Origin of the sequence: Actinophytocola xinjiangensis (assembly GCF_001921215.1) — a bacterium.
GTDB classification, from domain to species: domain Bacteria; phylum Actinomycetota; class Actinomycetes; order Mycobacteriales; family Pseudonocardiaceae; genus Actinophytocola; species Actinophytocola xinjiangensis.
This window is the reverse complement of the sequence record NZ_MSIF01000027.1, coordinates 19859-45441: the sequence shown is the minus strand read 5'-3', so window position 1 is coordinate 45441 and position 25583 is coordinate 19859. Positions and strand designations below refer to the sequence as shown.

Below are 25583 nucleotides of genomic sequence, written 5' to 3'. Positions count from 1 at the left end.
CAGTGGACCGAATGGCAACGCGAGGGGAGGGCGGGGTGCGACTCACCAGGGCGGAACTGCGCGAACACAACCGGGCGCGGGTGCTGGCCGCCGCCGCCGACGAGTTCGCCGACCGCGGCTTCCGCGCGGCGAAGATCGACGACATCGCCGAGCGCGCCGAGCTGACCCGGGGCGCGGTCTACTCCAACTTCCCCGGCAAACGCGCGCTCTACTTCGCCGTGCTCGCCGACCAGACCCGCCGCCCCGCCACGGTCACCGACCCCGGCGACACCCCCGCCGCCGCCCTGGGCGCCCTGGCCCGCGAATGGGTCGCCCGCCTGCCGCTGGCCACCGACGAGCGCCACGGCCGCCTGACCCGCGACCTGCTGCCCGAGATCCTCGCCGACGAGACCACCCGCCGGCCCTTCGCCCAGCTCATGACGCTCAACGCCACCCTGCTGGGGCTCTCGCTGGAACGGTTGGGCCGGGGCGGCGGACGCGGTGTGCGGGTGGCGGAGGCTGTGTTGACCACCCTGCACGGCGCGGCTCAGCTGGCGGCCGCCGCCCCGGGGTTCGGGGAACCGTTCGGCGTCGTCCGCGCCTGCGAACGGCTCGCGGACCTCGACCTGGACGACCACCTGCTGGCCACCGGCCTGCACCCGGACGCCCGGTCGGTCGACGAGCCGTGGCGCCCGCCCGCCCCGGTGACCGGCCTGGTGGCCGACGAGCCGGTCGACCTGGCCGCCGACGGCGTGCTGACCGTGCTGGGCCTGAACCGGCTCTCGGCGGCCGAGGACGCCGCCCGCGCGGTCGCCCCCGGCACCCGGGTGACCGTCGTGATGGTCACCGGCGACCCCGCGGAACTGGCACCGCTGGCCCGCCTGGCGGTGGCCGACCTGACGGCCTGCCTGCGCCAGGCGGTCCCGCGGCCTTCCTGGCCCCACCTGGAAGTCGTGTGCGACGAGACCGGCGCCGTCGCGGCGGCGGCCGGCGTCGAGACGGTGACCGACACGACCGAGACCGCGATCCGGGTGGCTGGCGGCCGGATCGTCACCCGCGCGACCGGTATCGGCGCCGGCCACACCATGACATCGGCACCGACGTCAGTGCCGGTTGGCCGTCGCGATCACTGAGACCACCATCGCCAGCGGCCAGAGCACGGCCAGCGCCCCCACGCCGGCCACGACCAGCAGGCCGACGCTGGCCGCCCCGGCCAGCACCCCGGCCGCCCTCGACAGGTAGCCCAGCCCGAGCGGGCCGAACAGCAGCGTCAACAGCAACGCGGCCACCGCGGACCTGTCGGCCGGGGCGCCCAGCGGCACCCGCCCGGCGCCGGCGGTCTCCTGGCCGGTGCCGCTGTACCAGCCGCCGGAGGCCAGCGGCGGGTGCGGCGCGAAGACGGCCGGCGTCCGGCTGAACGATTTCGGTGCCCACGGGGTCGGGGCCGCGCTCGGGCGCCGCCGGTCCTCCACCCGCCAGAGCACGTTCTCCGCACTTCGCATGGTGTCCTCCCCAAGTACCGTTCGCCAGGGCCGTGCTGGTGATACGGCCTTTTGCCTGGCACAATTGATGATTGCGGTGGCAACAGTTGGTTTCGTACCTACTGACTATGCTGGCGGCCTGGGGGAGCGAGTGATGCGTCAAATGAAACATCGGGCGAAACCGTGCCCGTCCGTTCAACCGGGGAGGCCGCGAGATGGGCTTCTCGGCCGATGAGAATGGCGAACGCCGAGCCTGGCACCGCCTCACGGCCGCCGAACGCGCGGAGCTGACCGACGCCGGTCACGTCCGGGTGTGGCGGCCCGGCGAGATCCTCGCGCTCCAGGGCAGCCCGCCCGCCAGCATGTTCGTCGTCCTGCGAGGCTGGGTGAAGATCAGCGCCACCAACTACCGGGGCGACGACGCCCCCCTCGCGGCCCGTGGCCCTCACGAGATCGTCGGCGAGATGGCCCCGATCAGCGGCCTGCCAAGAACCGCGACCATCGAGGCCATCGACGAGGTGCACACCCTCGTCGTGGCCCGCGAGAAACTTCTCGGCGTCCTGCGCCGCCGCCCGCACATCGCCGAGGAACTCCTGCGCACCGTGGCGATCCGCCTCCAGCAGTCCGACCGCCTCCGTCTGGAGGCCGGCGGCCCCGACTTCCCCCAACGCCTGGCGGCGGTCCTGCTCGAACTGGCCCTCCAGTACGCCCCGGACTGGGACGAGGGCCACCAGGTCGATCTGCACTTCAACCAGAGCGAGCTGGCCAGCTTCGCCAGGGTCTCCCGCAGCACCCTCGGTCGCGGCCTGGACGAACTGCGCCGCCTCGGCGTGGTCGCCACGGCCCGCCAACGCATCACGATCATGCACCCGGAGACCCTGCGCGAACTCGCCGCCGGCCGCTCACCATCCCCCGGACCCTGATTGGTCTGAACCAGATGGGATCGGGTCGGCTATCATGGAATGTCTGCTCACGGCGGAGGGAATGGATGGCATGAATTCGTTCTCGGCGGATATCGAACCAGGCATCGAATCCGAACTGATCGACCTGGACGCCGTCCCCTTCACCAGGCTCCGTGAACTGGACAGCGAACCGTTGCGCCGCTCCCTGGGCCACGTCGTCGACCGCACCCGCCGCGTCGCCGCCCGCTACCGAAGCTCTAACCAAGGCGGTGGTGGTGAGCGGATCGACTGATGCCCCAGGACGGAGCGGAACGCCCGGCGTTCCATCGCCTGTCCTGGCGGGATCTCGACGATCTGGCTCGGCTCGACGGCAACGCGGGAGTGTTGCGACGGTTGCGCCGTGCCGAACGGAGCCGGCGCAAGTTGTTGCTCCGCGCGCTGATGGAGGAGTCGGCGAAGTCGCCGCGACGGCTGGGACCGTTGCCCCCGCTGGACATCGCCTGGGAACTGCTGGCACGGGTGGAGTCCCGCTCGCCCAAGGCGTTCGACCGGATCCTCACCCACCCCTACACCGGTAGCTGGGCCGGCTACACGACCCGCCTGTGCCGCAACGGAACCGACGGTATCGGTCCACTGTGGATGCACCTCGGTCACTGGCACGCCCTGGCCGCGACGGCCGCCATCCGCGCCGGCCTCGACTTCGCGGCCGAGGTGCCCGCCTGGAACGGTAACGTCATCCTGCCGTCGCTGGGCATGGCCCGGCTGGCCACGACCGAACCCTTCTCGGTCGCCGTCGTGCGCGGCGACCGCGGCCGGTTCACCGTCAGCGACGACACCAGTTCCGTTGTCCTGCCGGAGTCCCCCGGCCTGGACGCCCCCGGCTGGTGGGCCGTGCGGAAGGTGCGGGTGCGGGTCGGTGCCCGCCGCTTCACGGTGCGCCTGGACGATCTCGACCCGTACCGGGGGCTCTACGAGCCGATCCCGCCCCAGCGCCTGCCGGTCGCCGAGGTGCGGGAGTGGCAGCGCCTGATCGACGAGGCCTGCCAGCTGATCGTCACCCACCTGCCGGGGTTCGCCGAGACCATGCCGATCGGCCTCAGTTCGCTCGTTCCCAAACCCCAGGTGCTCTACCGCAACCCGAGTGCCTCGACCGGTGAGGCGTTCGGCAGCGCCGTGGTCGGGCGGCCAACGGACGGTACGTCCCTGGCCAGCACGCTGATCCACGAGTTCCAGCACATCGTGCTCGGTGGCCTGCTGCACCTGATCCGGTTGCACGACAACGACCCGCGCGAACGGTTCTACGTTCCCTGGCGGGACGACCCGCGCCCGGTCAGCGGCGCCGTCCAGGGCCTCTACGCCTTCCTCGGGGTCGTGGCGTTCTGGCGCTCCCTCGCCGCCACCGGTGACCGGCGGGCCGCCTTCGAGTTCGCCTACTGGCGTCAGCAGACCTGGTTCGCGCTGCACGCGCTGGGCGGCGACAGCGCCCTGACCGTTGCCGGGCAACGGTTTCTCGACGGCATGGCCGAGCGGCTCGGCCGCTGGCAGGGGGAGCCGGTCCCCCCGGACGTGGCCGAACTCGCCGACGCGGCGGCGAAGGACCACCGCGCGGGGTGGCGGGTCCGGCACCTGCGCCCGGATCCGGCGGACATCGCCAGGATGGCGGCCGCCTGGACGGCCGGGCGACCACGGCCGCCGGCCATGATCGACGCGAGCGCCACGCCCCCGACCCCGGTCCCCGACGGCCTGTGGTCACCGGCCCGCACGGACCTCGTCCAGCTCCGGACCGGTGGCGTCGGCCTGCCGGAGCTGGACGAGCTGTGGCCGACCGTCCCGGACGCCACCCCGGCCGACCTGGCCTACGCCAGCGGCCGGTTCGCCGACGCCGTCCGGGGATACCGCGCGGAACTGGTCGACGACCCCGATCGGCCGACGTCCCTCGTGGGACTGGGGCTGGCATTGGCGGCGAGCGGCCCTGACCCGGCCGCCCGCGCCCTGCTGGGCTGCCCGGAGGTCGTGCGCGCGGTCCACCGGACACTGCGCCAGAGCCGGACCGCACCCACCCCGGAGGGCCTGGCGGCCTGGATCGGGCAACTCGTCCCCGCTACATGAGGATCGCGTCGATGTCACAGTCGGCTCGGGTGCCGCGCACGGCCGCCTGGGTTCCCGGATGCGCCTCGCCGAGCACCTTGCGGTACCTGGCGACGGTCGGTGCCAGGAAAGGCTTCGCCTCCTCGGCCCGACCGGACGCGTCCAGGTCGAGCCCGAGGTTGAACGCGGCCGCCAGCATGGTCGGGTGGTCGGCCCCGAGTACCCGGGTGCCCCGTTCCAGGGCGTCGCGACCCAGGTCGATCGCCTTGTCGTACTCGCCGAGGGCGGACAGGTCGCTGGCCAGGTTGATCATGGCGACCAATGCGTACGGATGGTCGGGTCCGATCCCGATCCGGTAGTGCTCCAGCGCGCGTTCGTCGAGCACCCGAGCCTGGGACGGCTCACCCATCAGCCGCAGGGTCACCGCGAGGTCGACCGTGGCCGCCAGCGTGTGTGGGTGGTGCTCGCCGAGCGTGTTCCGGTACTTTCCGAACGCGTTCTCGCCCAGTTCCTTCGCGTCGGTGAACTTGCCCGCGTGGCGCAGGTCGATCGAGTGGGCGAGCGAGCAGACGATGGTGTTCGCGTGGTCGTCGCCGTAGCGGAGCCGGGACCGCTCCAGGGCGTCCTTCGACAGCGGCAGAGCCCCGGCGTGGTCGCCGTCCTTGCGGCGGGTCAGGGACAGGATGATGTCCACCATGATCGAGTCCGGGGTCTCGCCGTAGCGGATCCGGAAGGACTCGGCGTGGTTCTCCTGCATGACCCGCGCCTGGCCGTACTCACCGGCCTCCCGGAGGTCGACGATCAGGGCCGCGCGCGTGTTGCTGGTGTGCGGGTGATCGGGGCCGAGAACCTCGACGCGGCGACGGTAGGTCTCCTCGTCCAGTTCGGCGGCGGCCCGGTAGTCGCCGGCCAGACGCAGGCTGATGCCGTGCTGGAAGGCGGCGGCGAGCGCCTCCGGGTCGTCGTTGCCGAACATGCGCCGGGCCTTGTGCAGGACCTCCTCGCTCAGCTTCCCGGCCGCGGCGAAGTCGCCCTGGGCGCGCAGGTCGATGACGATGTTGCGCTGGAGGGCGAAGGTCTCCTCGTTCTCCTCGCCGGAGACCTGCATGCGCAGCGCGAGGGTGCGCTGGTTGAGCTCGGCGGCCTCCGAGTACCTGCCGATCGCCCACAGGTACAGGCCCAGGCGCGACGACACGTCGAGGGTCTGGGGGTGGGTCGGGCCCAGCGTTCGGGTGAAGTGCTCCTTGGCGGTGGTGGCGAGTTTCGCCGCCTCCTCGTGGTCGCGGTACTCGAACAGGTAGCGCATGAGGTTGATGATGAGTTGGCGGGGCCAGTCGTCGTCGCAGTCCATGACGTTGGCGGCGTAGGCGTGGGGGAGCAGCTCGCGGTAGCGGGGCCAGTGGCGGCTCTGCTCGGGGTCGTTGGGGTCGAGGCTGGCGAGCAGTTGGTGGGCGCCGTGTTGCATCTGGGCGTGGATCTGGGGGGCCATGACCCGGTTGCGGAGCACCAACTGGACCAGGCGGTGCAGTTGGAGGGTGTTGTTGCCGTGGTCGATCTTGGCCAGGCCGTAGCGGTTGATGTCGCGGATGGCGCGGGCGAGTTTGATCGGGTCGCGCAGGGCGGCGTCGAGTTCGGGGGAGATCGACACGCGGCTGACGCCGGTGAGCAGGTCGCGGGAAATGGGTTCGGGGGAGAAGAACGCGCAGATGTGCAGGATCTGGTGGGCCGCCGGGTTGCGGTTCTTCAGCTCGTCGAACGACACGTTCCAGGCGGCGGCGACCGACACCTCGTGGTTCGGGGCGGTGGCGGCGTCCAGGATTTCCGCGACGGACTCGTCGAACAGGCGCAGGTACTCCCGGACGGGCATTCCGGTGACCGCGCGCCAGGCCGCCGCCTGTTCGATCGCCAGGGGGAGGTCGCCGAGTTTCTCGGCCAGTTCCTCGGCTTCCGCCACAGTGATTTCCGGGCCGCGTTTGCCGAGCAGCGCGATGCTTTCCTCGCGTTTGAACACGGCCAGTTCCAGCGGCCTGGCTATTCCCGCCCAGTCGGAGTTGCGGGAGGTCACCAGAATCTCACCGGGGCCGTTGCGGGGGAAGAACGGCAGCACCGACTCGGGGCTGTCGGCCGCGTCGAACACCAGCAGCCAGCGGCGGAACGGGCGGCCGGTGCGCAGCGACTCCAGCACCGCCGGCACGGCGACGGTGGTCTCGGCGGCGCCCGGCAGGTTGAGCACCCTGGCCAGGTCGGTCAGGCCCGCCCGGATCTGGGTGACGTGGGCGGCGTCGATCCACCACACCAGGTCGTAGTTCTGCAGGTGCCGGTAGATGTACTCGGCGGCCATCTGGGTCTTGCCGATACCGCCCATGCCGTGCAGCGCCGAGGGCAGCACGGCGGTGGTTCCGCTGGTCAGGCGCTTGCCCAGCTGCTCAAGGAGTTCGCCGCGGCCGGTGAAGTTCGGGTTGCGCGGCGGGACGTTCCCCCACACGGGTGGCGGGTCGTCCGGCTGGCGCCTCGGGTACGGGCGCGGGCCCGGATGGGTCAGCGGTGTGGTGACCGGATCGACCGGATCGGGTTGGCGTTGGCTGCCCGGCCGGCTGTCCGCCGACGCGTAGGTGTCGGAGGTGGGAACGGCCTGCTCGGGCAGCTTCGGCATCGTGGGGCTCGCATGTCGGCTCGTGGCGGGTTCTGGTAGGCCAGCCGGGTGGCTGGCCTGCGCGAGGACGGTGCGCAGCCGGTCCGCCCGACTGAGATAGGGCCCGGAAAGCGCGCGCATGACGGCGCTTTCGAGCTCGACATCGGTTCTGGAATCGGGGGTGAGCTCCAGGTCCGGTGTGTTGTGCGGGTCGGCGATGGCTGCTCGGAGGTGACCGAGAACCGGAATCCGTTCACCGAAGTACTCGGCCGCGACCCCGACGACGCTGGCGGTCTCCGATCGCCGGGCACCGATGAGGAGCAGTTCACGGACTGCCTCAGGAAATGCCAGTTCCCCACCCTTGTCCGAAGTGGACGACCGGCCCCTGGGACCGGGAGCGTACATGATCCCCGAGAGCAGGATCTCGGCGACGTACTCCGGTCCTCCGTCGGGTAGGAAATGCTGCTGGACGAGTTCCGCGAGGTCCAGTCTCGCCGGGAGCGCGGCCAGCAGTGTGGCCAGGCGAAATGCCGGCGGAGATGCGTTGCCGCGGAACCTGGCGACTCTTTCCTGACCGGTGAGGGACTCGTTCGTGGAGATCACCGCGTTGGGCGTGTCGGCGGCGAGAACCACCGTCGCGTCCACTGAACTGGATTCGCCCATGACCAGTCTTGCCCACCAGCTCAACCACCGGGGTTGCAGTTCCAGTACGGGCACCGGGACGGCGCCGGGTGGGGCCACCCGGTCGGGGTCGCGCGCCAGCCACGCCTCCGGCAGCTGGAAGGTCCAGTGCCGGTTGGGTTTCACCGTGCCGCGCGGGTTGAGCGTGGCCCGGTGCAGCTCCAGGCCACCGCGCTGCCACAGCCACTGCGGCACGAGGTTGACGATGCTGACCGGCATCGACCGGCTCCACTGGGCCAACACGGGGTGCAGCAGTTGCCGGCGCCACGGCTCGCCGATGCCGTCGGTGAGCAGCAGTACCACCCTGCGGTGGGAGTGGTCGAGGATCTCGGCCGGGTCGCGGGGCGCGGCGTTCGGTGTCCCGCCACGCAGCACCGCCCGGTCCCCGTCGACCTCCAGCAGCCTGATCTGAATGGACCGGAAAGCACCGAGCTGTTCCAGGAGGGCGGCGAAGTTCGCTATCTTGGACCGCCACAGCCCCATTGTCGGACCGTTGTCGAGAACCAGCGTGAGGTCGAGCCAGCGCTCTTTCCTGGCCCGCACGACCGGCCACCACAATCCGGTTTCGGTGGCCTGCTCGGCGGTCGCCTCCTCGTCCAGGACGACGTCCTCCGGTCGCCGCGAACGGATTTTTCGTTTCAACGGGCGCAGTGCGCGGAAATAGTCCAGGGAATCCCGGACCGCGACCTTCGCGGCACTGCCGCCCTCGCCGGCCAGCATGCGCAGGCCGCGCCACCGGGTGGGCGCCGCCTCGGCCTGCTTCGCCTCGGTCTGCTTCGCCTCGGGGAGCGGTGGCGGCTCGGCGGCCTCAGCGGTCTCGGTGGCCGGCGGGTCCGGCGGCCTCGGTCCGGTCGACGCGAGGGTGGCCTCGGAGTCGTCGAAGGTCGGCACGTCGCGGTCCTCCTCCACTGCCGGCGGTGGTGGCGGTGGGGCGCCGGGACGTTCGATGGCCGAGGCCAGCCAGATGATGTCGCCGACGTCGGTCCAGGTCAGGTCGTCGAGGCGCAGGTGGCGCCGACCGGCGGCCGACGGCTCCGCCCGGGGGGCGGCGGGGTCGGGGGCATCGGCCGGCCGGGCCACGTCACTCACACCGTCAGCCGGCGCCAGAGCGCGTCGACCAGTCGGGGCCAGGCGACCTGGTCCGGTTGGTAGGCGCCCGAGGTGGCCAGGAACACGGCGTCGAGCAGTCGGTCGGCCGGCAGCCCGCCCTCGGCCCGGCTGCGTTCGGCGAACTCGCGGACCAGCCGTTCGCGGTGTTCGCCGGCGGGGTCGAGCAGGTGGTTGGCGACCATCGCGGCGAGCTGTTCGAGGGTGGGTTCGCGGATCTCCAGTTGCAGGCAGCGGCGCAGGAACGCCGGCGGGAACTCGCGTTCGCCGTTGCTGGTCATCACCACGACCGGGAAGGCGTGGCAGGCGACCCGCCCGTCGACCACTCGCGCGGTGCCGTTGGGGTCGGCGGTGTGCACGGTGACCTCGGGGACCCGGCCGCGCACCCTGGCCAGTTCGTGGATCGGGAACTCGCCTTCCTCGAAGATCGACAGCAGGTCGTTGGGCAGGTCGGCCTCGCTCTTGTCCAGCTCGTCGACCAGCAGGACGCGGGGGCGGCGGGTCGGGAGGAACGCGGTGCCCAGGGGGCCGAGCCGCACGAAGTCCCCGATGGGCGGCTCCTCGGCCGGCTCGCCGCCCCGGGTGGCCTGGGCGGTCGCGGCGGCCTGGGCGCGCCCGATGGCGTCGTAGCTGTAGAGGCCGGACTGCAACGTGGTGTGGCTGGTGATCGCCCAGCGCAGCACCCGGCCAAGGCCCAGTTCCCTGGCCAGGCGGTAGGCGGTGCTGGACTTGCCGGTGCCCGGTTTGCCGGTGACCAGCAGCGGGCGGCGCAGGTAGAGCGCGGCGTTGACCAGGTTCAGCTCGTGGAAGTCGATGTCGCGGTCGGACAGGTGGAACTCGGTGCCCAGGCGCCGGTCGGCCTCGCCGTCGTCCGGTGGCGAGGTGTCGGTGCTCTCGTCGGGCAGTGGGCCTCCCCGGAACGCCCGCCACGGCGGAGGCGGCGGCAGTAGCGTGATCGGGTCCAGGTCGTGGGTGGGCCGGCCGCTGCCACGGTAGATCCACCAGGCCGGCGGTTCGACGTGCGCCGCCCGGTCGGTGGGTTCCGTGTCCTGTTCGTTCACGCTCATCCGTGAAAACCCCTTACGGTTCCGTCGGGTCCACCGGTTGATCGAGAACTATTACTCTTTTCGGGTCGTCCCACATTACCACCAAATCGCGAACGAGTGAGTTGTTGTTGACCGTTCCAGAATCGTGCAGCTTTTGTTTCCTCAGGCGGTCCATCAATCCACTTCCGTCGGGCAGCACCTCGGCGATCAACTTCCGGAGATCCTCGGGGCCGGCGTCGGGGTGCCAGAAGATCACCGGCAGCCCGCTGCGGAGCGCGGACATCAGCTCATCCGGCGCGGCGCCCGGTTCTGGTTGGGGGGACGGCGGTTTCGCCATCACCAGCCCAACCCAGTGCGGGTCGCTCAGTACGGCGTCGATGGGATGCTCCTTCGCCGAACCGGAATAGTGCATCCGGTCGGAGGTGGGGTTTTCCAGCATGGAGTCCCATCGTACGTGCCAGGCACGGTGCCAGTGCCTCGTGCGCATCCGCTCGAGCGACCTTATACTGACGCGATAATCGAACGACAGTGGCCGCGGTTTGCCCGAACCGTGCTCCTTGCTCCACCGGCCGACCGGCAGGCTCAGCAATGTGCGGGGCAGCAGGAATTCCACGGCCGCGGAGATGCCCTTGTCGGCCCACGCGCCCTCGGCGTCCAGGATGATCTCGTCGACCCGGTACTCCAACTCGTCCATCTCCACCTCGCGCACCGGGCCGCGCACCGGCGGCCAGCTCAGCGGGTCGTCCTGGCGCCAGGAGGACAGCAGGCAGCGGCTGGGGTCGATCGAGTCCGGCTCGACCATGATCGTCAGGTGCAGGTGCGGTTCGTCGGGCACCGGCGTGCGGGTGACCGGGTGGTCGGCCAACTCCCGGCCGCGCCGTAATCGCCGTGACTGGTCGGCGATCCAGGCGCGCAGCCGCTCGCCGGTGTCGTCGTCGAGTTCGGCCGCGATCAGCTGCAGGAACAGCATCGAGGGCGGAATGCCGTCCACGTCGGCGTTGAAGTCGGACAGGAACTGGAACGCCGCCCAGGCGTCGGGCACGGTCTCGTGGCGGGGCAGCGGAATCACCCCCTGGGCGGCGCGGCCGAGCAGCGTGCTCATCCTGGGCGGGTTCTGGTCATGCAGCAGCGGGCGCAGCGCCTGTTCGTCGGCGGGCCGGACGACGCCGAGGACCTCGGGGCGCGCGGTGGGTTCGGTGGCCGGCCGCGCGGTGACGTCGTGGCCGAGCAGGCGCAGCCACGCGGGTTTGCTGAAGTTCTTGGTGACGGCCTGGACGTGGGTGTAGGACTCGGGCACGGTGCCCGGGTCGCCCTGGATGACGTCGGTGTAGAAGTGGTCGGAGACGATCAGTGCGATCATCCGGTCGGACTCGCGCAGCGCGGTCTTCACGGCGTCGGCGTCGATGATCCGGAAGGTGTCGATGACCGGCTGGCCGGCCCAGCCGGCGCCGTCGCGGCGGATGTCGCCGGAGTGCATCGCCACCCGCAGCCGGAACCGGGAGGTCGGCACCCGGGTGGAGTTGTAGCGGCGCAGCGCGGCGACCAGCCGGTCGGGCAGGCGGTCGGCGATCACGCTCTTGGACACCGTCGGCGGCACCAGCACGAGCACGCCGTCGCCCCGGTCCTCGTGCTCGCAGGAGTCGAAGTCGATGGCCGAGTCGGTGAACGCGGTATTCAGGACGTCGTACATTCCCCCGCGCACGGCGAGGTGGTCGACGCCCAGACGTCCCGAGTCGGTGAATCCCTCGACGTCGACGACGACGATTGTTCGATGGACCGCCGGCGGCAGTGTCACTGGCCATCCTTCCCACGGCACCGACGACGAGGCGGTGCCGTCCGACACTGTCGATTATGCGTCGCCGGAGAAATCCCGGTGCGTCAGATAGGACAGATTGTCGGCGCGGGAAGAACGTCAGACCAGACCCAGCCGGGTCAGGAAGGGATTGGTGAACCGGCCGTCGGGGTCGCGATCGCGGCGCAGCGCGCGGAATTCCGACCAGCGCGGATACCGCCCGGCGAGGTCGCCGGTGGCGAAGACCTTTCCCCAGTGGGGCCGCGCGTCCAGCGTCAGCAGCGCGGCCTCGACCGCCGGCAGCAGGGCGGCGACCTGGGCGGGCAGGTTGCGCCAGGTGAAGTGCACGGCGATCGTCTCGCGGCCGTGGGCGCCGCTGAGCCACAGGTCGTCGGCGGCGACCGAGCGGATCTCGGTCACGTGCAGGACCGGGGCGATCCGGCCGGCCAGGGCGCGCAGCCGGCGCAGCGCCTCGGGGGCGCGGTCGCGGGGCAGCAGGTACTCACTCTGCAGTTCGTCGCCGCTGCTGGGTTTGTGGTCGAGGCGGAAGTGCGGCAGGCGGTCCAGCCACGGCCCCGGCACGCCCAGCTGCGCGGTGACCGCGTCGGTCGACTCGCCGGGGATCATGTGCAGCGCGGTGGTGGCCGGTGCGACGCCGAACAGGTCGGCGGGCGGCTCGCCGGTGGACTTGACCCAGATCTGGCGCAGGTTCTCCCCGGCCCAGTCGGTGAACAGGGAGACGCTGTGGCCGGCGGCCATCAGCTCGTCGAACCCGGCGAGTACGGCCCGCCACGGCACCCTCGGGTACACGGTCTGGCGCAGGTCGAAGGCCGGCACGGTGTCCAGCACGACCGAGACGACCACGCCCAGCGCGCCGAGGGCGACCACCGAGCCGGCGAACTCCGGGTCGTCGCGGGAGATCCTGGTCAGCCGCCCGTCGGCGCCGACGACGTCCAGCGCGGCGACCGAGGTGGCCAGACAGCCGTTGCGGTCGCCGGAGCCGTGGGTGCCGGTGGCGACCCCGCCGGCGACGCTGATGTGCGGCAGCGACGCCAGGTTGGGCAGGGCGCGGCCGTGGGTGTGCAGGGTCGCGGCCAGGTCGCCGTAGCTGGTGGCGGCCGGCACGGTGACCCGGTCGCCGTCGACGGTGACGGTGCCGGGCAGTTCGGCCAGTGACACGAGTACGGCTGGAGTGTCGGCCACGTCGCTGAAGGAGTGGCGCGAGCCGAGGGCGCGGATCCTCGGTGTTTCGGCGACCAGTTGGCGCAGCTCGTCGATGCTGGTCGGGGTCTCGAGGCGGGTCGCGCGGTAGGTGAGGTTGCCGGCCCAGTTGCGTTCCACCGGCCCAGTATCCGCCTCCGCGCTCGGAAATCAGGTGTTGACTCGTCACAGCTGTGACGGTAAATACAGAGGAACACAGAGAAACGGCGGCAAATCAACATGTATGCGGAAGAGCGGCAGCAGCACATCGTCGACCGCGCCCGCCGCGACGGACGGGTGGACGTCGCGGAGTTGTCGGCCGAACTGTCGGTGACCGGTGAGACCATCCGCCGGGACCTGTCGGTGCTCGAACGGCACGGGCTGCTCCGCCGGGTCCACGGCGGCGCGATCCCGGTGGAGCGTCTGGGTTTCGAGCCGGCGCTCGCCGCGCGGGACGCCCTGCTCACCGCCGAGAAGGACCGGATCGCCAAGGCGGCGCTGGCCGAGTTGCCCGACGAGGGCTCGATCCTGCTCGACGCCGGCTCCACCACCGCCAGGCTGGCCGCGATCCTGCCGGTGGACCGCCAGTTCACCGTGTTGACCAACTCCCTGCCGGCCGCCCAGGCGCTGGCCACGCGGACCAACATCACCGTGCTGTTCATCGGCGGCCGGGTACGCGCCCGCACGCTGGCCTGCGTCGACCCGTGGGCCATCGAGGCCCTGGCCCAGAGCTACGTCGACGTCGCCTTCATCGCCACCAACGGCGTGTCCGTGCAGCGCGGGCTGACCACCCCCGACCAGGCCGAGGCCGCGGTGAAGCGCGCGATGATCGCCGCCGCGCGCCGCACGGTCCTGCTCGCCGACCACACCAAGCTCAGCACCGACCACCTGGCCCGGTTCGGCCGGCTCGCCGAGATCGACACGTTCATCACCGACACCGGGCTCGACGAGCGCACCGCGGCCGAGATCGAGTCGCGGGGACCGAGGGTGGTGCGCGTGTGATCGTCACCCTGACGCTCAACCCCAGTCTGGACCGCACGATCGAGGTGGCCAGGCTGTCGCGCGGCGAGCTGAACCGGGCCAGCGCCGCCCGCCTCGACCCCGGCGGCAAGGGCGTCAACGTCTCCCGGGCGCTGGCCGCGCACGGCGTGGCGACGCGCGCGGTGGTGCCCTGCGGTGGGCCGGAGGGCGAGCAGTTGACCGCGCTGCTGCGCCAGGAGGGCATCGACGTCGTCGCGGTCGCGGTCGCCGGGCACACCCGGTCCAACGTCAGCCTGGTCGAGCCGGACGGCACGGTCACCAAGATCAACGAGCCGGGCGGGTCGCTGCTGCCCGACGACCTCGCGCGGGTCGAGGAGGCGGTGCTGGACGCCGCCGCCGGCGCGGACTGGGTGGTGGCCTCGGGCAGCCTGCCGCCGGGCGTGCCGGACGGCTCCTACGCCGGGCTCGGCCGCCGGCTGGGCGAGTTGGGCGTGCGGTTCGCCGTCGACAGCTCGGGCCCGGCGTTGGGCGCGGCGCTGGCGGCGCGGCCGGCGCTGGTGAAGCCCAACCGGGAGGAGTTGGCCGAGTCGGTCGGCTTCGGGATCCACACGGTCGCCGACGCGATCGAGGCGGCGCACCGGATGCGCGCGGCGGGGGCGGCGACGGTGCTGGCCAGCCTGGGGGCCGACGGCGCCGTGCTGGTCGACGGGCGCGGGGTGCGCTGGGGTGAGTCGCCCGTCGACCGGGGCCGCAGCACGGTCGGCGCGGGTGACGCGATGCTCGCCGGGTTCCTCGCGGCCGGCGAGACCGGCGCGGACGACCTGACCGAGGCGTTGTCCTGGGGCGCGGCGGCGGTGCGGCTGCCCGGCAGCCGCATGCCCGGACCGTCCGATGTGGACAGAACGGCCGTGCTCGTGCCGGCGACCCCAGACCGCACGCGGCACCTGCGTGGGCCGCTCCAGGATGACCGGACGGAGCAGAGTCGATGACCAACGTGTCCATGACGGAGCTGAAGAACTTATCCGGCAACGGTTTCCGCGCGAGAGTGCAGCGGTTCGGCGGCCACCTCGCCGGCATGATCATGCCCAATATCGGCGCGTTCATCGCCTGGGGCCTGATCACCGCGATGTTCATCCCGACCGGCTGGACGCCCAACGCGACGCTCGCCGGCCTGGTCGACCCGATGATCAAGGTCCTGCTCCCGGTGCTGATCGGCTACACCGGCGGCCGGATGGTCCACGGCCAGCGCGGCGCGGTCGTCGGCGCGGTGGCCACCATGGGCGTGGTCGTCGGCGCCGACCAGCCGATGTTCCTCGGCGCGATGATCATGGGCCCGCTGGCCGCGTTGGCGCTCAAGGGGTTCGACCGGCTGGTGGCCGGGAAGATCAGGTCCGGCTTCGAGATGCTGGTGGACAACTTCTCCGCCGGCATCATCGGCGGCGCGATCGCGCTGGTCGGCGTGCTGGGCATCGGCCCGGTCATGGAGGGCCTGACCACCGCCGCCGGCAACGCCGTGGACTTCCTGGTGGACAACGGTCTGCTGCCACTGGTGTCGATCATCGTCGAGCCGGCCAAGGCGTTGTTCCTGAACAACGCCATCAACCACGGGGTGTTCGGCCCGATCGGCGCCGACCAGTCGGCCGAGGTCGGCCAGTCGCTGATGTTCATGATCGAGACCAACCCCGGGCCTGGCCTGGGCGTGCTGGTCGCGATGTTCCTGTTCGGCCCCCGCAAGATCCGGCCGACCGTGCCGGGCGCGATGATCATCCAGTTCCTCGGCGGCATCCACGAGATCTACTTCCCGTACCTGCTGATGAAGCCGAAGATGATCATCGCGGCGATCGCCGGCGGGATGGCCGGGGTCGGCACCGCCATGATCACCAACTCCGGCCTGGTGTCCACCCCCGCGCCGGGCAGCATCTTCGCCTACCTGGCGGTCACCCCGCGGGGCGGGCACCTGAGCGTGCTGGCCTCGATCGCCGTCGCGGCCGGCGTGGCGTTCGTCGTCGGCGCGGTACTGCTGCGCTTCGGCCGGGGAGCCGACGCCGACGACGCGGCACCGCCGCCGGCCACCCCCGAGGCGACCGACGCCGGCACTGACACCGCCACCGACACCCCCGGGCCGGTGGCGACGCGGCACTCGGTCCTGGCCAGTGAGGTCGACACCCTGCTGGTGGCCTGTGACGCCGGCATGGGCAGCAGCGTCATGCTGGCCAGCCAGCTGCGCACCAGGCTCGAACCGTACGGGGTGACGGTCAAGCACCTGCCGATCAACGAGCTGCCGGCCGACGCGCGGCTCGTGCTGACCCACGCCGACCTGGTGGCGCGGGCGCGGTCGGTGGTTCCCGGCGCGGTGGTCGTCCCGTTCCGGATGTTCCTGGGTGATCCGGTGTTCGACGAGGTCGAGCAGGCGTTCAAGGAAGGTGGCGAGCTCCGTGGCTGAGTCCGGTGTGCTGTCGTTGGAGGCGATCCGGCTGGGCCGGCGCGCCACCGACAAGTGGGACGCGGTGCGCCAGTCCGGCGCGCTGCTCGACGAACTGGGCGCGGTCGAACCCGGCTACGCGGACAGCATGCTCGACCGCGAACGCAGCGTGTCCACCTACATCGGCGAGGGCGTCGCGATCCCGCACGGCACCGACGCGAGCCGCGCGCTGGTGCGGCGCACCACGCTGGGCGTGCTCCAGTTCCCCGACGGCGTCGACTGGGACGGCCAGCGGGTGACCATCTGCGTGGCCATCGCCGCCAAGGGCGACGAGCACGTCTCGGTGCTCTCCGCGCTCGCCCAGATCCTCATGGAACCGGCCCAGGCGGAGCGGCTGCGCTCCTCCGAGGACCCCGGCGAGGTGCACGCACTGCTCGCCACGATCGGAAAGGGAATCGAGGGATGAGGGTCGCGCGTTTCTACGCCCCTGGTGACCTGCGGCTGGAGGACGCCGAGGAGCCCAAGGCCGGGCCGGAGGAGGTGAAGATCCGGGTCCGCAACTGCTCCACCTGCGGCACGGACGTGAAGATCTTCAACCACGGCCACCACCACCTGGTGCCGCCGAGGGTGATCGGTCACGAGATCGCCGGCGAGATCGTCGGAGTCGGCGCGGACGTGTCGGGCTGGTCGCCGGGCGAGCGGGTGCAGGTGATCGCGGCCGTGCCGTGCGGGACGTGCCAGGAGTGCACCACCGGGCACCGCACCGTGTGCCCGAACCAGACCTCGGTCGGCTACCACTACGACGGCGGGTTCGCCGAGTACCTGGTGGTGCCCCGGGCCGTGCTGGCTGTCGACGGGCTCAACCGGGTGCCCGACAACGTCGGGTTCGCCGAGGCGTCGGTCGCCGAGCCGCTCGCGTGTGTCCTCAACGGGCAGGAGCTGGCCAGGGTCGGTGAGGGCGACGACGTGGTCGTGGTCGGCGCCGGGCCGATCGGCTGCCTGCACGTGCGGCTGGCCCGCGCCCGGGGCGCGCGGCGGGTGTTCCTGGTCGAGCTCAACCGCGCCCGGCTGGACATGGCCTCGGCGCTGGTCGCCCCGGACGCGGCGATCTGCGGGGCGGAGACCGACGCGGTCGAGCAGGTCCTGGCGTTGACCGGCGGCCGGGGCGTGGACGTGGTGATCACCGCCGCCGCGTCCGGCGCCGCCCAGGAGGACGGGCTGCGGATGGCCGCGCGGGCCGGGCGGATCAGCTTGTTCGGCGGGTTGCCGAAGGACCGGCCGACGATCACCCTGGACGCGAACCTGGTGCACTACCGGGAGCTGACGGTCGTCGGCGCGAACGGGTCCAGCCCGGACCACAACAAGCGGGCGCTGGAGCTGATCGCGTCCGGACGGGTGCCGGTGACCGACCTGATCACCCACCGGCTGCCGCTGGCGGAGCTGCCCGACGCGATCGAGCTGGTCGCGAGCGGGCGGGCGATCAAGGTGACCATAGAACCGTGACGACAGAACCGTGACCACCGAAACGTGACGAGTGCGGGAGGACCCATGCCGAGCAGGGATGTCGTCGTCGGCTCGAGGATCGGACTGCACGGGCGCCCGGCGGCGACCGTCGTGCGGGTCGCCGCGGCCCAGCCGGTGCTGGTGCGCATCGGGGTCGCCGGCAGACCGCCGGTCGACGCGTCCAGCATCATCGCGGTGCTCTCGCTGGGCGCCAAGGGCGGCGACACGGTCACCGTCGAGGCCGACGGCGAGGGCGCGCAGGCCGCCCTGGACGCCATGGTCGAGGTCCTGGCCACCGACCTGGACGCCGAGCCGGCCGATGCCTGAGCTGGTGGGGATCGGGGTCAGCCCCGGCCGTAGCGCCGGCCCGGTGTTCCGGCTGGCCCCGCCGCCGGCCCTGCCGGAGGTGGCGCCGCCGGTCACCGACCCCGACGCCGAGGTCGCCGCCGCCCGGTCCGCGCTGGCCGGGGTGGCCGCCGCGCTCCGGGCGCGGGCCGCGTCGGTGAGCGGCGCGGCGGCCGAGGTGCTGGAGACCCAGGCGATGATGGCCGCCGACTCGACCCTGGCCACGGCCGTCGCCGCGCGGGTGGCGCGGGGGTCGGCGGCGGCGTGGGCGATCACCGAGGCGATCGCCGAGCAGCGGGAGACCTTCGCCCAGCTCGGCGGGTACTTCGCCGAGCGGGCGGCCGACCTGGCCGACATCGGCGACCGCGCGGTCGCCGACCTGCTTGGCGAGCCGATGCCCGGCCTGCCCAGCCCCGGCGAGCCGTTCGTGTTGACCGCCGAGGACCTCTCGCCGGCCGACACGGCCGTGCTGGACCCGGCCGACGTGCTGGCGATCGTCACCCGGCGCGGCGGCCCGACCAGCCACACCGCCATCCTGGCCAGGGCCATGGGCCTGCCGGCGGTGGTCGGCTGCCCGGACGTGGTCACCCTGGCCGACGCGACGGTGGTGTCCGTCGACGGCACCACCGGCCAGGTCACCGTGATCGACCCGGGCGAGGCCGCCGGGATCCGCGAGCGGGCAGCCGCCGACCGCGCCCGGCTCGCCGCGCTGACCGGTCCCGGCCGCACGGCCGACGGCCACCCGGTCCCGCTGCTGCTCAACGTCGGCGGCGCCGCCGACCTGACCGACGACGCCGAGGGCGTCGGCCTGTTCCGCACCGAGTTCCTGTTCCTCGGCCGCACCTCGGCGCCGACGGTCGCCGAGCAGCAGGCCGCCTACACCGAGCTGTTCGCCGCGCTCGGGCAGCGCCGCGTCGTCGTGCGGACCCTGGACGCCGGCGCCGACAAACCCCTGCCCTACCTGGGGTTGGCGCAGGAGGAGAACCCGGCGCTGGGCGTGCGCGGGCTGCGGGTCGCGCGCGCCAACCCGACGGTGCTCACCGACCAGCTCACCGCCATCGCCGGCGCCGCCTCGGCCACCGACGCCCAGGTCTGGGTGATGGCCCCGATGGTCGCCACCCCGGCCGAGGCCGCCGGGTTCGCCCAGGCGGTGCGGGCCGCCGGGCTGGCGGTGGCCGGCGCGATGGTCGAGGTCCCGGCGGCCGCGCTGCACGCCCGGCGGCTGCTCGACCACGTCGACTTCGTCAGCATCGGCACCAACGACCTCAGCCAGTACACGCTGGCCGCCGACCGGATGAGCAGCGACCTGGCCGACCTGCTCGACCCGTGGCAGCCGGCCGTCCTGGACCTGGTCGCCACCTGCGCGGCCGCCGGCCGTGAGGCCGGCAAACCCGTCGGTGTCTGCGGCGAGGCGGCCGGGGACCCGCTGCTGGCGCTGGTGTTCGTCGGCCTGGGCGTCACCAGCCTGTCCATGTCGGCGCCGAGCGTGCCGGCGGTGCGGGCCAGCCTCGCGGGCGTCACGCTCGAACGGTGCGCCGAGCTGGCCAGGATCGCCGTCGACGCGCCGGACGCCCGAACCGCGCGTCAGGCGGTGGCCGCCACGATCTGAGTACGGTCCGGGTTCGGCCGAACCGGCCCACTCCCGGCCCGCGCCGGCCTACCCTCCCGGAACGGAGCACGGGAGGCGGCTGTGGACGGGAAGACCGACGAGGACCGGGTCAAGGAACTGCGGCACCAGCTGTACGCGCTGGCCGACCGGGTGCACCGGCTGGAGGTGGGCGTGTTCCGGGCGGTGGTGTCGGTCGGCGCGGTCGCCATCGTGCTCGGCTACGTCCTGCCGTTCCTGGTGGCCACCACCGACGAGCCCGACGACTCGATCGCGCTGCTCCCGGCCGCCGTGAGCCTGCGCGAGGGCGGCAACGGCCCGTTCCGCGACGAGGCCGCGATGGCCGCGCTGGTGACGGCGACCTTCGCGCTGGTCATCCTGGTCGCGCTGGTCGCCCTGCTGCGGCTGTTCGCCTCGGACGTCGGGCCGGGCCCGGTGCGCTTCGCCCGGATCTGCGGGACCGTGCTGCTGGTGCTGTGCGCGGTGGCCTGGCTGATGATCCTGGTCCTGGCCGGGCACTTCGATGGCCGGATGAGCGCGTTCTCCCCGGCCACGTTCGCCTTCACCGTCGGCGGGGTGGCCGCCCTGCTCGCGGCCCGGCTGCACCCGGCCGACTGGCGCGGCCAGCCGCGCTAGGCGACACCCTCCGGCTCGGTCTCCTTGTCGCTGGTCGCCGCCCGCTCCTCGCGGCGCTCGGCCAGGTACGCGCGGATCGAGTAGGCCAGCGCCGCCGCCCAGACCAGGAAGATCACGATGTAGAAGATGTTGCGCACGCCGTCGGAGGCGTCGATCCAGTCGCTGCGCAGCAGGGTCCGGGTGTTGGTCAGGATGATGATCCCGCCGACCGCCGACCCGAGGACGCGCGGCGGGACGTGGCGCACCAGCCACGCGGCGATCGGCGCGGCGATCACCCCGCCGATCAGCAGCGCGAACACCCAGCCGGCGTCGATGCCCTCGGACCCCAGTCCGACGAAGAACCCGATGCTCGCGGCGACCGCGACCAGGAACTCGCTGGTGTCGATGGACCCGATGGTCTTGCGCGGCTCCAGCCGGCCGCTGGCCAGGATCGCCGGGGTGCCCACCGGGCCCCAGCCGCCGCCCCCGGTGGAGTCGACGAAGCCGGCGACCAGGCCCAGCGGGGCGAGGAAGCGCTTGCGCAGCGGCTTGCCCAGGTTGTGCTTGGGCAGGCCGAAGCTGGTGAACCGGACCAGGATGTAGAGCCCGAGGCTGAGCAGGATGATCGACATCACCGGGGCGGCGGTCTCGGTCGAGAGCCCGGACAGGAACGTCGCCCCGGCGAACGCCCCGACCGCCCCCGGGATGCCGATCTTGGCGACCACCTTCCAGTCGACGTTGCCGAAGCGCCAGTGGGCCAGGCCGGAGACCAGCGTGGTGCCGATCTCGGCCAGGTGCACCGTCGCGGACGCGGCGGCGGGGTTGGTCCCGATCGCCAGCAGCAGGGTTGTCGATGTCACGCCGTAGGCCATGCCGAGGGCGCCGTCGACGAGCTGGGCGCCGAGGCCCACCAGGGCCAGCAGGACGAGCTGTCGCATCGCTCCACCTTGTCGGGGTCGGGTCGGATCCGGGTTCACCAGATCGTGCACCTTTTTCACGCTGTGGCAAAGGGAGACCACATTGCGGAACGCCTCGGTGGAAGCGTAACCCCGAACTAGCTGAAAGTGAGCAACGATGTGCGTACGGTGTCGCTCAGCGCCACAGCCTCGGATACCAGATGAGGTCGCGGTTGGCCAGCAGCCGCACGTCCCAGTACAGGAACGTGAACACCCCGGCGACGATCAGCCCGGCGGCGGTCAGCACCACCGCGCGATGCGGCCGCGCCCCCAGCCAGCGGGCGATCCGGCCGCCGAACACCGCGGCGACCAGCACCAGCAGCAGCGCCATCACCACCACGTTGCCCACCGACTGGAGGACGAACGCGCCCGCCCCGTACAGCGGGTCACCGCGCTCGGCGGCGTCGCGGAACATGTGCCGGAACAGCGGGAACGGCCGGCCGATCAGGAAACCGCCGACCAGCACGCCCAGGAAGATCATCCGCGCCCGGTCCCGCCCGTCGAACGGGTCGGGCACGATCTTGAGCGCCGCCAGACCCAGGTAGAGCATCGCCAGCCCGATCAGCCCGAACACGATCATCGACTGGACGCTGCGCGCCGACAGCTCACCCGGCACGTTCTGCGCGGTGGAGAACTGCGGCATCGAGGTCCCGACGAACCCGACGATCGCGCCGTAGACCGCCGAGACCGTCACCAGCCCGACGGTCAGCCACAGCAGCGGCCCCATCGTCGCCCGCGTGCGGTCGCGCCACCCCGGTGCCCTGCCCAGGATCGGCGCCATCGTGCCGAACACGGCGATGTTGCACGCGGTGAACGTGCCGGCCAGGCCGGTCACGAACGCGAACGCGATCCCGGCGGCGACCCCGGTGATCTCGGTGTTCTCCGCGTCGTGGCCCAGCAGCGTGTTCGCCACGTTGTCGCCGATCACGCCGTCGACGAACTTCGCCGACCACAGAATGGTCAGCAGGAAACCGGCCAGTGAGGCCAGTCCGACGACCAGCCAACGCCGCGGCGGAACCGTCGGGTCCACACCGGATTTGTCCGGACGCGACTGAATGCTCGATGTGCTCACGCATTTCTCCCGTGGCAGCAGGGAAGGGAAAGCCGGCACCGGTGACCTCGACACTAACCGCCGATTCGGCAGGAGGAGACTCCGTCTGTGCGAAGTCTGCGCAAACAGGCAACGCCTGGTCGGGGCCGGCGTCCTAACGGTCAACACAACTCCTGAGAGATCAGCGGAGGTCTGGGGTGGAGAAACGCGTCCTCGTCCGGTTAGGTGTGGCGGCACTGTGCGCCGTCACCGTGAGTTCCTGTACGTCGCCGGGGCCAGAAGCACAGAACCCGGAGCTCGCGCCGCGCGGCACGGCGATGACCACGGTCCAGCCGAGCCGCCAGGACCTCGCCAACTCGATCACCCTCGACGGCGTGGTGACGATGAACCCGGTCGTCGGCCTGGTCGCCCCCGCCGCCGGCCAGGTCCGGTTCCTCAGCCGCATCGCCGAGCCCGAGCCGCCGACCAAGGCGTTCCGCGTCGGCTCGGTGTGGAAGGACGGCGAGCCGCACTGGTTCGAGGCACCGGCCGGCTCCACGTTCGCCGGGCGGCTGGTCGAGGACAAGGACACGGTCACCGCCGGGATGCCGGTGGCCACCGTCGAACTCGTCGGCTACGGCATCGTCGCCGACATCGACGGCTCGCAGGCCTACCGGATCACCGACGGGCTGGCCTCGGTGCGCGCGCAGATCAAGAACGGCCCCGGGCCGTTCCCCTGCACGGCGCTGGGCACGATCGCCGCCCTGCCCGCCGGCACCGTCCCCGCCCCGCCCGCCCCGCCGGAGCCACCGGCCGGCGAACAACCCGATCCGGGTGCCGGCCCGACCACGTTGCCGCCGCCCGAGCAGGAGCAGGACCCGGGCGCCACCGGCTCGGAGCCGACCGGGATGCGCCTGGTGTGCACCGCGCCGCCCAAGGTCAAGCTGATCAACGGCGCGGCGGTCACCCTCGACGTGGTCACCCAGCAGGCCAAGGACGCGCTCGTCGTCCCGGTCGAGGCGGTCGCCGGCGGACAGGGCAGCGGGCAGGTCGAGGTCGTCGAGGACGACGGCAGCCGCCGGATCGTCGAGGTCGAACTGGGACTCACCGACGGCAAGGTCGTGCAGATCCGCTCGGGCCTGACCGGCACCGAGACCATCACGGTTCCCGGCCCCGACCTGCCGCCCGCGCCGGCCCAGGGGGAGCAGAAGTGACCCTCATCCAGCTCACCGGCGTCACCAAGACGTTGCGGGGCCAGGACGAGGCGCGCACCATCCTGTCCGGGGTCGACCTGACGCTGGAGCCGGGGGAGAGCGTCGCGGTGCTGGGCCGCTCCGGGTCGGGCAAGAGCACGCTGCTGAGCCTGATCGGCCTGTTCGACCGCCCTGACGGCGGCCAGTACCTGTTGGGCGGCAAGGACATCACCCGTGTCCCGGAGCGGCGGGCGGCCGCGCTGCGCAGCGCCGAGTTCGGGTTCGTGTTCCAGCGATTCTTCCTGCTCAAGCACCTCACCGCGCTGCAGAACGTGTCGATGGCACTGGTCAACGGCCAGGGCTGGCTGCCACGTCGCAAACGCCGCACCACCGCGATGGAGGCGTTGGAGCGACTGGAGATCGGCCACCTGGCCCGGCACAAACCGCCGCGCCTGTCCGGCGGGGAGCAGCAGCGGGTGGCGATCGCCCGCGCGCTGGTCCGCCGCCCGAAGATCCTGCTGGCCGACGAGCCGACCGGCGCGCTGGACACCGACACCGGCAACCTCGTGGTGGAGGCGTTGCGCGCCACCACCGACGAGGGCTGCGCGCTGGTGCTGGTCACCCACGACCGGGACCACGCGGCCAAGATGAGCCGGGTCGCCCGGCTGACCGACGGGGTGCTCGCGTGATCCGGCTCTCCGGGCGGCTGCGGTCCTCGCTGATCATCGGCCTGCAGGGCATCCGGGCCCGCAAGCTGCGCACGCTGTTGTCGATGGTCAGCCTGTTCCTCGGGGTGCTCGCGGTGGTGACCGTGCAGGCCGGGTCGGTGATCGCGCAGCGCGCGCTGCTGGCCGACCTGGAGTTGCAGCGCGGCAAGGACGGCACGCTGCTGATGTACCTGCCGTCCGAGCAGGGCGCCTCGGCGATCACCCTGGACGCGGTCGCCGGCCGCGACGACGCGGTCGCCATGACCCGTGCCCAGGCGATCATCGGCGAGCCGGGGCTGCGGCCGGTCAACGAGGGCGGCGTGCCGATCGACCAGGCCGGCTACGGCCCCCCGCCCCAGATGGTCTGCGACGACCACGGCAACTGCGTCGAACAGTCCGAGCAGGACGACGAGCCCAAGCCGGTCGGGCAGGCGGTCGAGCTGAGCCTGATCGGGATCACCGGCGACGTACGCGAGTTCCGGCCCTTCCGGTTGGAGTCCGGCGAGTTCGTCGACTTCGACTCGGCGCCGTCGCTCGCCCCCCGGCTGGTGATCAACAAGCACGCGGCGGAGGCGTTCGCCGCCTACAGCGTGCCGGCGGAGATGCGGATCACCGGGGCGTCGGCCAACCCGACCCCGCTGATCGTCGGCGTGGTCGACGACGGCGGCTGGGGCCCGACGGCCTACGTGCGCGCCGACGAACTGCTGAACTGGACCGAGCCGGCCGGCCTGTCCGACCCGAACTACGGCGGCGGGATCGAACTGCTGGCCTCGCCGACCGCGACCGACCTGGAGCAGATCCTCAGGTCGCGCTTCGCCGCCAACGACATCCCGACCGAGTTCCAGGTCGAGACGATCGACTCGCTCGAACAGATGGGCAGCCAGATCTCGTTGATGCGCTGGATCTTCCTCGGCATGGCGGCGTTGGTGCTGCTGATCGGCGTGGCCGGCATCCTCAACGTCGGGCTGGCCACGGTGGGGGAGCGGGTCGAGGAGTTCGCGCTGCGCCGCGCGGTCGGCACCCCGAGGTTCCTGCTGGCCGGCATCGTGCTGGCCGAGACCCTGCTGACCGGCCTGCTGACCGCCGCGGCGGCGATCGGCGCCGGCGTGGTCGGCCTGGAGGCCGCCAGCCGGCTGTTCGCGTCCCGGGAACCGTTCCTGGCCAACGTCGCCTTCCCGTGGGAGGCGGGCGTGGCCGGGGTGATCGCCGGGCTGGTCGCTGGGATCCTCGGCGGGCTGATCCCGGCGATCCGGGCGGCGCGGATCCCGATCGCCACGGTCATGCGCGCGTGAGCGGGTGGGGCCCTCCCTCCCGAGG

General features: G+C 72.2%; 22 protein-coding genes. 15 read left to right on the top strand and 7 right to left on the bottom strand.

Annotation, left to right across the window (positions count from 1 at the left end; translation table 11 throughout):
* Positions 1 to 11 precede the first annotated feature (11 nt).
* Complete coding sequence (locus BLA60_RS35510) at positions 12 to 1112, top strand: TetR/AcrR family transcriptional regulator (RefSeq protein WP_075137453.1); 1101 nt, start codon at positions 12 to 14, stop codon at positions 1110 to 1112.
* On the opposite strand, the gene BLA60_RS35505 is transcribed toward BLA60_RS35510, so the two are convergent.
* On the bottom strand, positions 1083 to 1481 hold the full coding sequence (locus BLA60_RS35505; protein ID WP_075137452.1) for a hypothetical protein: 399 nt from the start codon (positions 1479 to 1481) through the stop codon (positions 1083 to 1085). The genes BLA60_RS35510 and BLA60_RS35505 overlap by 30 nt on opposite strands.
* A gap of 194 nt (positions 1482 to 1675) precedes the next feature.
* On the opposite strand from BLA60_RS35505, the gene BLA60_RS35500 reads away from it, so the two are divergent.
* The 3 genes from BLA60_RS35500 to BLA60_RS35490 are packed head-to-tail and all read left to right on the top strand — an operon-like array spanning position 1676 to position 4471.
* On the top strand, positions 1676 to 2383 hold the full coding sequence (locus BLA60_RS35500) for a Crp/Fnr family transcriptional regulator (RefSeq protein ID WP_075137451.1): 708 nt from the start codon (positions 1676 to 1678) through the stop codon (positions 2381 to 2383).
* A 34-nt stretch (positions 2384 to 2417) separates the two neighbouring features.
* Complete coding sequence (locus BLA60_RS35495; protein ID WP_075137450.1) at positions 2418 to 2654, top strand: hypothetical protein; 237 nt, start codon at positions 2418 to 2420, stop codon at positions 2652 to 2654.
* The gene (locus tag BLA60_RS35490; protein WP_075137449.1) at positions 2654 to 4471 is read left to right on the top strand and encodes an HEXXH motif domain-containing protein; all 1818 of its coding nucleotides are present in this window, start codon (positions 2654 to 2656) and stop codon (positions 4469 to 4471) included. Before BLA60_RS35495 ends, BLA60_RS35490 begins: the two co-directional genes overlap by 1 nt.
* Here the strand turns inward: BLA60_RS35490 and fxsT are convergent.
* From fxsT to BLA60_RS35470, 4 genes are all read right to left on the bottom strand, one after another.
* Entirely contained in the window at positions 4464 to 8852 is a 4389-nt protein-coding gene (gene fxsT / locus BLA60_RS35485; protein WP_154814825.1) for an FxSxx-COOH system tetratricopeptide repeat protein, read from the bottom strand. The genes BLA60_RS35490 and fxsT overlap by 8 nt on opposite strands.
* Positions 8849 to 9937 carry an AAA family ATPase gene (locus BLA60_RS35480; protein WP_075137448.1) on the bottom strand — a complete coding sequence of 363 codons (1089 nt, stop codon included), beginning with the start codon at positions 9935 to 9937 and terminating at the stop codon, positions 8849 to 8851. The genes fxsT and BLA60_RS35480 overlap by 4 nt, the downstream gene beginning before the upstream one ends.
* 13 nt (positions 9938 to 9950) lie before the next feature.
* Positions 9951 to 11711 (bottom strand): VMAP-C domain-containing protein, encoded by a 1761-nt coding sequence (locus BLA60_RS35475; RefSeq protein ID WP_075137447.1) that lies wholly within the window; start codon positions 11709 to 11711, stop codon positions 9951 to 9953.
* A 117-nt stretch (positions 11712 to 11828) separates the two neighbouring features.
* On the bottom strand, positions 11829 to 13049 hold the full coding sequence (locus BLA60_RS35470) for a D-arabinono-1,4-lactone oxidase (protein WP_075137446.1): 1221 nt from the start codon (positions 13047 to 13049) through the stop codon (positions 11829 to 11831).
* A gap of 99 nt (positions 13050 to 13148) precedes the next feature.
* Between BLA60_RS35470 and BLA60_RS35465 the strand changes: the two genes are divergently transcribed.
* The 8 genes from BLA60_RS35465 to BLA60_RS35430 all read left to right on the top strand — a co-directional run bounded on the left by BLA60_RS35465 (position 13149) and on the right by BLA60_RS35430 (position 20401).
* Positions 13149 to 13910, top strand: coding sequence for a DeoR/GlpR family DNA-binding transcription regulator (locus BLA60_RS35465; protein WP_075137445.1), 762 nt, complete (start codon positions 13149 to 13151; stop codon positions 13908 to 13910).
* Complete coding sequence (pfkB, locus tag BLA60_RS35460; protein ID WP_075137444.1) at positions 13907 to 14878, top strand: 1-phosphofructokinase; 972 nt, start codon at positions 13907 to 13909, stop codon at positions 14876 to 14878. Before BLA60_RS35465 ends, pfkB begins: the two co-directional genes overlap by 4 nt.
* Positions 14875 to 16332 (top strand): PTS mannitol transporter subunit IIBC, encoded by a 1458-nt coding sequence (locus BLA60_RS35455; protein WP_211288956.1) that lies wholly within the window; start codon positions 14875 to 14877, stop codon positions 16330 to 16332. The genes pfkB and BLA60_RS35455 overlap by 4 nt, the downstream gene beginning before the upstream one ends.
* The gene (locus tag BLA60_RS35450) at positions 16325 to 16777 is read left to right on the top strand and encodes a PTS mannitol transporter subunit IIA (RefSeq protein ID WP_075137509.1); all 453 of its coding nucleotides are present in this window, start codon (positions 16325 to 16327) and stop codon (positions 16775 to 16777) included. The genes BLA60_RS35455 and BLA60_RS35450 overlap by 8 nt, the downstream gene beginning before the upstream one ends.
* On the top strand, positions 16774 to 17814 hold the full coding sequence (locus tag BLA60_RS35445; protein WP_075137443.1) for a zinc-dependent dehydrogenase: 1041 nt from the start codon (positions 16774 to 16776) through the stop codon (positions 17812 to 17814). Before BLA60_RS35450 ends, BLA60_RS35445 begins: the two co-directional genes overlap by 4 nt.
* 45 nt (positions 17815 to 17859) lie before the next feature.
* Positions 17860 to 18141: an HPr family phosphocarrier protein gene (locus tag BLA60_RS35440; RefSeq protein ID WP_075137442.1), complete on the top strand. Its 282-nt coding sequence runs from the start codon at positions 17860 to 17862 to the stop codon at positions 18139 to 18141.
* Positions 18134 to 19768, top strand: coding sequence for a phosphoenolpyruvate--protein phosphotransferase (gene ptsP, locus BLA60_RS35435; protein WP_075137441.1), 1635 nt, complete (start codon positions 18134 to 18136; stop codon positions 19766 to 19768). Before BLA60_RS35440 ends, ptsP begins: the two co-directional genes overlap by 8 nt.
* Before the next feature lie 81 nt (positions 19769 to 19849).
* Positions 19850 to 20401: a hypothetical protein gene (locus BLA60_RS35430; protein ID WP_075137440.1), complete on the top strand. Its 552-nt coding sequence runs from the start codon at positions 19850 to 19852 to the stop codon at positions 20399 to 20401.
* Here the strand turns inward: BLA60_RS35430 and BLA60_RS35425 are convergent.
* Both BLA60_RS35425 and BLA60_RS35420 read right to left on the bottom strand, forming a co-directional pair.
* Positions 20398 to 21318, bottom strand: coding sequence for a sulfite exporter TauE/SafE family protein (locus tag BLA60_RS35425; protein ID WP_075137439.1), 921 nt, complete (start codon positions 21316 to 21318; stop codon positions 20398 to 20400). The two genes, BLA60_RS35430 and BLA60_RS35425, sit on opposite strands and share 4 nt — an antisense overlap.
* A gap of 154 nt (positions 21319 to 21472) precedes the next feature.
* The gene (locus tag BLA60_RS35420; protein WP_245812365.1) at positions 21473 to 22408 is read right to left on the bottom strand and encodes a hypothetical protein; all 936 of its coding nucleotides are present in this window, start codon (positions 22406 to 22408) and stop codon (positions 21473 to 21475) included.
* A gap of 176 nt (positions 22409 to 22584) precedes the next feature.
* On the opposite strand from BLA60_RS35420, the gene BLA60_RS35415 reads away from it, so the two are divergent.
* Genes BLA60_RS35415 through BLA60_RS35405 form a run of 3 tightly spaced genes read left to right on the top strand, consistent with a single transcriptional unit; the run spans position 22585 to position 25558 of the window.
* Positions 22585 to 23580 (top strand): efflux RND transporter periplasmic adaptor subunit, encoded by a 996-nt coding sequence (locus tag BLA60_RS35415; protein WP_075137438.1) that lies wholly within the window; start codon positions 22585 to 22587, stop codon positions 23578 to 23580.
* Positions 23577 to 24248 carry an ABC transporter ATP-binding protein gene (locus BLA60_RS35410; protein WP_075137437.1) on the top strand — a complete coding sequence of 224 codons (672 nt, stop codon included), beginning with the start codon at positions 23577 to 23579 and terminating at the stop codon, positions 24246 to 24248. The genes BLA60_RS35415 and BLA60_RS35410 overlap by 4 nt, the downstream gene beginning before the upstream one ends.
* Positions 24245 to 25558 (top strand): ABC transporter permease, encoded by a 1314-nt coding sequence (locus BLA60_RS35405; protein ID WP_075137436.1) that lies wholly within the window; start codon positions 24245 to 24247, stop codon positions 25556 to 25558. The genes BLA60_RS35410 and BLA60_RS35405 overlap by 4 nt, the downstream gene beginning before the upstream one ends.
* Positions 25559 to 25583: the final 25 nt, after the last annotated feature.